This window comes from uncultured Agathobaculum sp. (assembly GCF_963927765.1).
Taxonomy (GTDB): Bacteria; Bacillota; Clostridia; order Oscillospirales; family Butyricicoccaceae; genus Agathobaculum.
This window is the reverse complement of sequence record NZ_CAWVCU010000083.1, coordinates 1-9,050: the sequence shown is the minus strand read 5'-3', so window position 1 is coordinate 9,050 and position 9,050 is coordinate 1. Positions and strand designations below refer to the sequence as shown.

The 9,050-nt window shown below is 54.6% G+C and carries 9 protein-coding genes; 7 read left to right on the top strand and 2 right to left on the bottom strand.

Annotated elements, in window-relative coordinates; genetic code table 11:
• Positions 1–1,114, top strand: a 1,114-nt coding sequence (locus ABGT74_RS07450; protein ID WP_346705059.1) for an AAA family ATPase, incomplete at its 5' end; no start/stop codon positions are given.
• Between the two features lie 101 nt (positions 1,115–1,215).
• Here ABGT74_RS07450 and ABGT74_RS07445 read toward each other — a convergent pair.
• Positions 1,216–2,541 (bottom strand): sodium-dependent transporter, encoded by a 1,326-nt coding sequence (locus tag ABGT74_RS07445; RefSeq protein WP_346705058.1) that lies wholly within the window; start codon positions 2,539–2,541, stop codon positions 1,216–1,218.
• Positions 2,542–2,772: 231 nt separating this feature from the next.
• Here ABGT74_RS07445 and ABGT74_RS07440 point away from each other — a divergent pair, with 231 nt between their 5' ends.
• From ABGT74_RS07440 to ABGT74_RS07415, 6 genes are all read left to right on the top strand, one after another.
• Positions 2,773–3,213 (top strand): ACT domain-containing protein, encoded by a 441-nt coding sequence (locus ABGT74_RS07440; RefSeq protein WP_297283891.1) that lies wholly within the window; start codon positions 2,773–2,775, stop codon positions 3,211–3,213.
• Positions 3,214–3,243: 30 nt separating this feature from the next.
• Positions 3,244–4,455 (top strand): homoserine dehydrogenase, encoded by a 1,212-nt coding sequence (locus tag ABGT74_RS07435; protein WP_297283892.1) that lies wholly within the window; start codon positions 3,244–3,246, stop codon positions 4,453–4,455.
• A 17-nt stretch (positions 4,456–4,472) separates the two neighbouring features.
• Entirely contained in the window at positions 4,473–5,363 is an 891-nt protein-coding gene (thrB, locus tag ABGT74_RS07430) for a homoserine kinase (RefSeq protein ID WP_297283893.1), read from the top strand.
• 48 nt (positions 5,364–5,411) lie between these two features.
• Positions 5,412–6,620: an aspartate kinase gene (locus tag ABGT74_RS07425; protein ID WP_297283894.1), complete on the top strand. Its 1,209-nt coding sequence runs from the start codon at positions 5,412–5,414 to the stop codon at positions 6,618–6,620.
• A 114-nt stretch (positions 6,621–6,734) separates the two neighbouring features.
• Positions 6,735–6,923 (top strand): hypothetical protein, encoded by a 189-nt coding sequence (locus tag ABGT74_RS07420; protein ID WP_346705057.1) that lies wholly within the window; start codon positions 6,735–6,737, stop codon positions 6,921–6,923.
• A gap of 166 nt (positions 6,924–7,089) precedes the next feature.
• Positions 7,090–8,250, top strand: coding sequence for a helix-turn-helix domain-containing protein (locus ABGT74_RS07415; protein ID WP_346705056.1), 1,161 nt, complete (start codon positions 7,090–7,092; stop codon positions 8,248–8,250).
• Between the two features lie 12 nt (positions 8,251–8,262).
• Here the strand turns inward: ABGT74_RS07415 and ABGT74_RS07410 are convergent, their stop codons facing one another.
• On the bottom strand, positions 8,263–8,913 hold the full coding sequence (locus ABGT74_RS07410) for a phosphoribosyltransferase family protein (protein WP_346705055.1): 651 nt from the start codon (positions 8,911–8,913) through the stop codon (positions 8,263–8,265).
• Positions 8,914–9,050 lie beyond the last annotated feature (137 nt).

Sequence of the window (9,050 nt, the reverse complement as noted above, 5' to 3'; positions counted from 1 at the left end):
TGTCGAGATGGACGGCTTCGGCGCAAACGAGGGTGTCATCGTCATCGCTGCAACCAACCGTAAGGATATTCTGGATAACGCGCTGCTGCGTCCGGGCCGTTTTGACCGTCAGGTTTATGTCGGCGCACCGGATGTCAAGGGCCGCGAAGCGATCCTCAAGGTGCATGCGCGCAACAAGCAGTTCGATCCGGATGTTAAGTTCGCGGATATCGCTAAGACCACGGCGGGCTTCACCGGCGCGGATCTGGAAAACCTGCTCAACGAGGCAGCGCTGTTGGCAGCGCGCCGCAATAAGAAGCTGATTTCGCAGGAAGAAATTGAAGAATCCCTGCTCAAGGTGGTTATGGGCGTCGAAAAGAAGAGCCACATCATCACCGATAAGGATAAGCGTCTGACGGCGTACCATGAAGCTGGTCATGCGATCTGCTTCCATGTGCTGCCGACGCAGGACCCTGTGCATCACGTTACGATCATTCCGCGTTCTTCCGGTGCGGGCGGCTTTACCATGCCGCTGCCGGAGGAGGATCAGGCATATCGCACTAAGAAATATATGGAAGAATATATCATCGTTTGTCTGGGCGGCCGTGTAGCCGAGCAGCTGACGATGGAGGATATCTCGACTGGCGCATATGGTGATATCAAGCAGGCAACCCAGATGGCGCGTGCGATGGTCACCAGCTACGGTATGAGCGAGAAGCTTGGCCCGATCGATTACGGTTCGGACAGCGGAGAAATCTTCCTGGGCCGCGACTTTGCAGCGGGTAAGGGCTATTCCGAGGTCAAGGCAGCAGAGATCGACGATGAGATTCATCGCATCATCGAAGAGGCGTATCGCGCCTGCAAGAAGCTGCTGAGCGAGCATCTGGAGCAGATGACCAACGTAGCGGAGTATCTGATCCGCAACGAAACCATGGACGGCGAGACCTTCGTCAAAGTATTCAATGGCGAGGTCGTACCGGATAAGGTAGTCGGCGAGGATTTGATGACCGAACTGAAGGAAGAATTGGATGCGAAGGTTGGCAAGGCGCCGGAAAGCGTGGCTGAAGCCACCGACGCACACGAGTCAAACGAGGAAGAAAAGACCGCGTCTGAGGATTCGCAGAAGCAGGACTGATTTCTGCAAGCAAAAAATCCCACGGGAAACCGTGGGATTTTGTTTTGCGCGTGGGAGCGAAAGAAAAAGGAGCGGTCAAGCCGCTCCTTTGTGCTTTTTACTTAGCCGATGCCGCCGGGAATGACAAAGCTGCATATCACAACCAGCGCGGCGAGAAAGACATAGACATATTTGGCGAGGAAGTCGTAAGCAGGGCTGAGCGGCTTATCGCGGCCTTCCATCAGCTCTTTCTTGATGTTCTTAACGCCGAGCACCCAGTAGATCATTACTGCGCCCAAAATCGCGCCGATCGGCACGACATAGATTGTGATAATATCCATCCAGCGGCCCATCAGGGATTCCTGTTCAATAAACAGGCCAACGGCAAGCGTTGCCGCACCAGCCAGCACAACCGCGGCTTTGCGGTTCAGCTTGAGGCGGGTCTGTGCCGCTTCAGATACTGCTTCGAGCATGTTCGCCAGCGAAGTGATACCGGCAAACAGCACAGAAATGAAGAACAGGAAGGCAAACAGCCGTCCGAGCGGCATCTGTTGGAACACACGCGGCAGCGTGATGAACAGCAGCTTGGGGCCGGATGCCGGGTCCAGACCAAAGGCAAATACCGAGGGGATAACGGCGAAGCCGGCAAGCATCGCCGCACAGGTGTCCAGCACGGCGGTCATACAGGAAGAATGGACAACGTCCTCTTTTTTGGAGAGATAGGAGCCGTAAATAATCATACCTGAGCCAGTTACCGACAGCGAGAAGAATGCTTGTCCCATCGCCATGATCCAGGTACTAGGATTGAGCAGGGATTCCCACTGCGGCACGAGCAGGTACTTGTAGCCCTCCAGCGCACCCGGCAAAAAGAGCACGCGTATCGCGATAATCAGGAACAGGATAAAGAACGCGGGCATCATCACTTTATTGATCTTTTCAATGCCGCCTGAAACGCCGAAAATTAGGATAGCAACCGTGATCACGACAACGATCACATGCCACGGCACACTCGACAAGGGCGCTGCGCTCATCTGCGCGAAATAGGTTTCCGGTTCAGTGGTCATGAGCGTACCGGTCAGCGCGCCAAACGCGCACCGGACTACCCAGCCGACGATGATCGAATAGCCGATGGCGATGCCGAGCGAACCAAACAGCGGAATTGCGCCCAGAATCGCGCCGCCTTTTTTGCCGCGCGTTTTCATCGCATATTCGTAAGAGCCGATTGGGCCGGTTCCGGTCAGGCGGCCGAAAGCAAATTCGCCCGACAGGCCGACATAGCCGAACAGTGCGACAAACAGCAGGTACGGGATGAGAAAGGCCGCGCCGCCATATTGTCCGGTGCGATAAGGAAACATCCAGATGTTGCCCATGCCAACCGCAGAGCCGACCGCCGCCAGCACGAAGCCGACTTTTGAAGTAAAGGTACCATTCACACTTTTCTGATGCATTGTTTCAATCTCCGGTTTCTTTTTCACAATTCTATATAGTATATCATATGGGTGCAAAGAAAGCCATATGCGATTTGACCAGAAAAGGATAACCGCTTTGTCATATATGACAAAAGTATGTGAGGAAAATCGGGAAATTTATCAGTTATTCCCTTGCACTTAGCGCTCGCTTATGGTATGATAGGAAAGCGTGAGAAAGACACATGTCTTTTTAGGGAGGACAAACAGCGCATGGTAAAACCAAAATACTATCTGGTCGAACGAACACTGCTGCCGGAAGTGTTTCAGCGTGTGATCGAAGCAAATGAGGCGATTGCCTCGGGCAGAGCGGCGACGGCAAGCGAGGCGGCAAAGATTGCCGGGCTGTCACGCAGTGCGTATTATAAATATAAGGATGGTGTGCGTCCGTTTTTCGAGGCGACAACCGACCGGATCGTAACCTTCCACTTTATGCTGCACGATCAGCCGGGCGTATTGTCGAGCATTCTGGGGTTGATGGCCCGTTCGGGTGCGAATTTGCTGACGGTCAACCAGTCGATTCCAATGCGCGGGCAAGCATCTGTGACCATTTCCGCCCGTACCGGAGAAATGAAATATTCGGTTGAGGAACTGATGCACCGTGCGGAACAGATGGAGGGCGTCAGCAAGGTGGAAATTCTGGCATCTGAATAAAAATAGAACCGAGAGAAAGGAAACAGGGTTATGATAAAAGCAGCAATCATGGGACACGGTACGGTAGGCTCCGGCGTGTATGAGGTGTTTGAAATGAACGCCGAAAAAATCGCGCGCGTGGTCGGTGAGCCGGTCGAAGTCAAATATGTGCTCGATTTGCGCGATTTTTCCGCGCTGCCGTATGGGCATAAGTTTGTCTCGGACTTTTCCGTGATCGAAAACGATCCGGAGGTCACGGTCGTGGCCGAGGTCATGGGCGGCGTGGGGGCTGCTTATGAGTTCACGCGCCGCTGCCTGCTGGCGGGCAAGAGCGTGTGCACCTCGAATAAGGAGTTGGTCGCAACCCGTGGCGAGGAGCTGCTCCGGATCGCGGAGGAAAAGGGCGTCAACTATATGTTTGAAGCATCGGTCGGCGGCGGTATCCCGATCATCCGCCCGATGCTGCAATGTCTGGCCGCCAACGAGTTCAATGAGATCTGCGGTATTCTTAACGGCACCACCAACTACATCCTGACTCAGATGATCCATAACGGTGTCACCTTTGAGGATGCGCTCAAGCAGGCACAGCTCAACGGCTATGCGGAAAAAGACCCTACGGCTGATATCGAGGGTCACGATGCCTGCCGTAAAATCTGCATTTTGGCGGATCTGGCCTTTGGCGATAAGTTCGATCCCGATCAGGTATCCTGCGAAGGCATCACGAAGATCACGCTGGAGGACGTAGCAAACGCCGATAAGCTGGGCTGCGTGATCAAGCTGCTCGGCCGCACGGTACGGTGTGAGGACGGCACGGCGTATGCCTATGTTGCGCCGCATTTGATCCACAAGGAAAGCCCGCTGGCTTCGGTAGAGGATGTGTTCAATGCCATCATGGTCAACGGCAACGCCACGGGTGATGTGATGTTTTACGGCAAGGGTGCGGGCAAGCTTGCCACTGCTTCGGCAGTAGTCGCAGATATGCTCGACTGCATCGAGCATGCAGACCATCGCCGCCGCATTTTCTGGGGAGATGGGTCGAAAAATCTGCTGCGTCCGCTTGACACGCTGCAAAGCGCGTGGTATGTTCGTTTCAAGGGCGCATCGCGTGATCTGGAAGCACTGCTGCCGGTGGAAAGCCTGACCGAGCCGGTTGACGGCGTGGTGGTCGTCAAGACCCGCCGCCTGTCCACTGCGGATATGCAGGAGAAGATCGAAAAGCTGAACGCTTGTGGCGAAGTGCGCGCCGCCATGCGTATGCTGTAAGAGGAGGATAACAGAAAATGGTTCGTGTGACTGTTCCGGCGACGAGTGCTAATATGGGCTCGGGCTACGACAGCATCGGCATTGCGCTGGAGCTTTATAATGTGATCGACATGGACGAAAGCGATCACATTGATATTTCGGATAAAAACGGTCAGTTTGTGCCGAAGGATGCGCGCAATCTGATCTATCAGTGTGCCAAACGGGTGTATGATGAATGCGGAAAGCCGCTTTCCGGCCTGAAAATCATTGAGGATTGTGCCATTCCGCAGACGCGTGGTTTGGGTTCGTCCTCGGCCTGCACGGTTGCGGGTATTATGGGGGCGAATGCTTTGCTGGGTGAGCCGCTCGATCGGCAGGCTATTATCGACCTTGCGGCCACGATCGAGGGGCATCCGGATAATTCCACGCCCGCTATTCTGGGTGGCTTCTGTGTGGCGCTGTTGGAAAACGGCCATGTACATCATGTGCGCGTGCCGGTGCACGGTGCGATTGATTTTATCGTGTTCATTCCGGACTTCAAGCTTTCGACCGAGAAAGCGCGTGCGGCGCTGCCCAAAACCATCGCGCATCACGACGCGGTATACAATCTGGCACGTGCAGCGTTGCTGGCTGGCAGCTTGACGACCGGCAAGCTGGAAAATCTGGATGTGGCAACGGGGGACTGCCTGCACCAGCCGTACCGCTTTGGCCTGATCGAAAACGGCGAGGACATTGTCCGCGAGGCGAAGGAACTCGGCGCGCTGGGCGCGTTTATTTCGGGCGCCGGCCCGTCCATCGTTGCGATGGTATATAAGGGGGATCGTGACTATCTGTCGCGTGCGCAGGCGGTCTGTGCGGAAAAATATCCGCATTGGAAGGCTGTGCAGCTGCGCTGCGATGAGGTGGGTGCGACCGTCAAACGCATGTGAGCGAGGCCGCGTCTGCGGCAGGCTATATAAGGAGGAAACGGAAACAATATGAGTCTTATTGTGCAAAAGTTCGGCGGCACTTCGGTAGCTGATACCGAGCGCTTGAGAAATGTTGCGGATATTGTCACCAAAACTGCGCAGGCCGGCAACAAGGTGGTTGTTGTGGTCTCCGCGCAGGGGGATACCACCGATGACTTGATCGCTAAGGCGGCGGAGCTGAACGAGCATCCGTCCAAGCGTGAGATGGATGTGCTGCTTAACACGGGCGAGATGATCTCGATGTCGCTGCTGGCGATGGCGATCCAGAAGCTCGGTTTTTCGGTCGTTTCGCTGACCGGCTGGCAGATTGGTTTGGAAACCAACAGCAACTATTCGGATGCGCGCATCAAGCGCATTGTGGGCGACCGTCTGCAGGCGGAGCTGGATAACGGAAAGATCTGCATTGTGGCGGGCTTCCAGGGCATCAACAAGCTCGGCGATGTGACGACCCTTGGCCGTGGCGGCTCGGATACGACGGCTGTTGCCATTGCGGCGACGTTGGGCGCTGACCTGTGCCAGATTTATACCGATGTTGACGGCGTATATACCGCAGACCCGCGTATTGTACCCAATGCGCGCAAGCTGGATGCGATCACCTATGATGAGATGCTGGAGCTGGCGTCGCTCGGTGCGCAGGTTCTGCACAACCGTTCGGTTGAGATGGCGAAAAAATACAACGTCGACCTGGAGGTCGTTTCGAGCTTTACCCGCAATCCGGGTACGAAAGTCAAGGAGGGTTCTCACATGGAAAAAATGAATGTATCGGGTGTTGCCCGTGATAATAATTGTGCGCGTGTAGCCATTATCAATGTAGCGGATACTCCGGGCACGGCGTTTAAGGTATTTTCGCTCATGGCCAAGCATAATGTCAATATCGACATTATTCTTCAGTCGGTCGGCCGCGACAATAAAAAGTCCATTTCCTTTACCATCCGTGAGGACGATGCAGAGCGCGTCGGTAAGATCCTGGAGGACAATGCCGGAATGATCGGATATGAGGATGTTTCGATCAATACCAAGGTCGCTAAGGTATCTATTGTTGGCGCGGGCATGGCATCCTCCGCAGGTGTTGCGTCCAAGATGTTTGAAGCGCTGGCGATGGCAGGCATCAATATCCGCATGATCTCCACTTCGGAAATCAAGATTTCCGTCCTGATTAACGAAGAGGACAGCGAGAAGGCCGTCAAGGCGATTCACGAGGAGTTCTTCGGCGAATAAAGCGGTGCAGACAATTTGATAAAAAAATAACGAACCTGATTGACAAGGGATATCAGGTTCGTTATAATATTTATTGTTAGAATATTATCAATCGGCAGGAAAGGATGTTGTGCGATGAAGAAGCTTTGGTGCTTGTTCCGGCGCCGGTTTGCTACCGGAAATGATAAAATGTGCGTTGCATTTTCCGAGACAGAGGGTCGCGTGCGTGCGTGCCCTTATGAAACCGAGGAAGAGGCAAAGACCAAGTGCCCGGAATATGCGTTCAACAATCGTAACGATGGTGAGGGCGAGGGCGTCGAATAAACCCGCGTTACTTACCGGCAGGAAGCCCCGAAGGAGACGTCTTTCGGGGCTTTTTTCATCGGAAAAGCCCAAGGCAACCGCTGGTTGACAAAAAGAAACGCCGGGTTGGTAGCGTTTCAAGGATATTTCAGGCACACTGAAGGCACAGAAAGGCAGGTGACCTCATATGACGACAGGGGAGAAGATCGCAGCGCTTCGGCGCGAAAAAGGCTTCAGTCAGGAAGCACTGGGCGAAAAGCTGGGGTTGTCCCGGCAGGCGGTGAGCAAGTGGGAGGCCGATCAGGCTGTGCCCACGATGGATAATCTGGTCGAACTGAGCCGCCTGTTCGGTGTTCCGGTGGATACGCTGCTGCGGCCGGACGAACCGCTGCCGGGCAAGCAGCAGAAACCGCCGGAGGGTGTCAAGCTGTCCGCAGAGGGGCTGAAAATCTCTTATGCGCCCGTCCTGACGAGAAAAACAAAGTGGTTTATTATTGCACTGGCCTTGTTGATTCTGGTAAGTGTACTGGGCAACATCTATGCCATGGCGCGGGTACAGTCGTTGGAGGAACAACTGCGCGCATTGCAAATGCAAGCGCAGCCGCAGGAGGCGGCAAGTACCGTGCAGCAAAGCACGCTGGAAGAGGATGCTTTGTCCGAACATGATATTACTTATGACCTGCAATATGATGCCAATAAGACAGTTTCGACGACACTGAAGCTATCGTTGTCTGCGCGACCGAAGGAACTGAACCCAGATACCGAGACCCCCAAGTTTACCATCCAAAGTGCGGGCGAAAGCTGGACATGCGCGGCGATTCTGGAACAGAATAATTCGTATGTGGGTAGTACAGAAATCCCAATGCGGGATGCATTTACCGTGTACCTGACGCTGACCAACCGGGAAAACAGAGATGTGCGTAACCTACTGCTGGAAACAGTGAGCGGGATTTCAAATGAATATCAGCTTGAGTTTAGTTATCAGTGGATGGATGAGCAAGGAGAAGCCTTGATGGATGGCAGTGCTATTACATCAGAGAACGGCAGCACGACGATTCGAGGACAGCTTCAGTATCGATTCTATAATGCATGGTCTGATCGGTTTTACGCCTATCCGGTAAAATGCAGATTGGTTCTTCGGGAGGACGACACGGAACTCAAAAGCCAGGAGATAAGTCTGGTGGAGTACAATGAAGAGAATGGGCAATATTACGCCTATGGTCGACCGGATTGGACTGTACCCAAGTCTTTTGAGGATTTAGAATTAATTGCTGAAGCGACCGACAGCTATGGACGAGTACATGAATGGCATATTCATGATTATGAAATTGAAGAAACCGTCCCATAAGGGACGGTTTTTCTATTTACCGAGCGTGCGCGCTGCGGCCAGCACATAAACCTTCACTGCGCCCATTTCGCGCAGCAGCCTGACCGCTGACGCTGCCGTTGCGCCTGTGGTGACAATATCATCCACCAGCACAAGTGATTTGCCGCGCACTTCGGCATTTGCCAGCGGCAGCAACGCCCGCTCCGCGTTCTTTTGGCGCGCGGCCGCATCCTTCTGCTCGGATTGCTTGGGTGTGAACGCGCGCTTGCGCAGCGTCGCCCGGCAGGGCAGGCCAAGCGGTTCCGCCACGGCTTTTGCCAGCAGTTCAGCCTGGTTATAGCCGCGTTCGCGTCCCCGCAGCCAGCCGATCGGCATGAACGTGATTAGGTCGGGCTGCCATGTGTCCAGTCGTTCGGTCAGCAGCGGCAGCATCTGCGCAGCAAACCAGTCTGCATAGTGCTGTTTGTGCTGGAATTTGAACCGCTGCATGGCGTCGCGCACCTTGCCGGTGTAGTACAGCGCTGCGGCGGCATCGTCCGCACCCGTCACATGCGGCGTCTGGGTGCAGCAGTAGCGCTGCCGCACCTCAGCCGCACAGGTAGAGCACAGCATGGCTTTGCCTGTGCCGGCGGCTGGCAGCAACTCTCCGCATAGCACGCACCGCTTGGTAAACAAAACTCCCATGCGCATTCCTCCTGTCAGATAAAAAGGGCTGTCCCCATGGACAGCCCTTAGATTTTACTTGGAAAGCAGCTTTTTCAGACGCTCCGCCGCCTCGAGCGTGCGCTTCTGATCGCCGAAAGCGGTCAGACGGAAGAAGC

Coding starts and splice junctions, on each gene's coding strand:
- ABGT74_RS07415 (WP_346705056.1), top strand. CDS start 7,090: ATGACGACAGGGGAGAAGATCGCAGCGCTTCGGCGCGAAAAAGGCTTC.
- ABGT74_RS07410 (WP_346705055.1), bottom strand. CDS start 8,913: ATGGGAGTTTTGTTTACCAAGCGGTGCGTGCTATGCGGAGAGTTGCTG.
- ABGT74_RS07420 (WP_346705057.1), top strand. CDS start 6,735: ATGAAGAAGCTTTGGTGCTTGTTCCGGCGCCGGTTTGCTACCGGAAAT.
- ABGT74_RS07435 (WP_297283892.1), top strand. CDS start 3,244: ATGATAAAAGCAGCAATCATGGGACACGGTACGGTAGGCTCCGGCGTG.
- ABGT74_RS07440 (WP_297283891.1), top strand. CDS start 2,773: ATGGTAAAACCAAAATACTATCTGGTCGAACGAACACTGCTGCCGGAA.
- thrB (WP_297283893.1), top strand. CDS start 4,473: ATGGTTCGTGTGACTGTTCCGGCGACGAGTGCTAATATGGGCTCGGGC.
- ABGT74_RS07425 (WP_297283894.1), top strand. CDS start 5,412: ATGAGTCTTATTGTGCAAAAGTTCGGCGGCACTTCGGTAGCTGATACC.
- ABGT74_RS07445 (WP_346705058.1), bottom strand. CDS start 2,541: ATGCATCAGAAAAGTGTGAATGGTACCTTTACTTCAAAAGTCGGCTTC.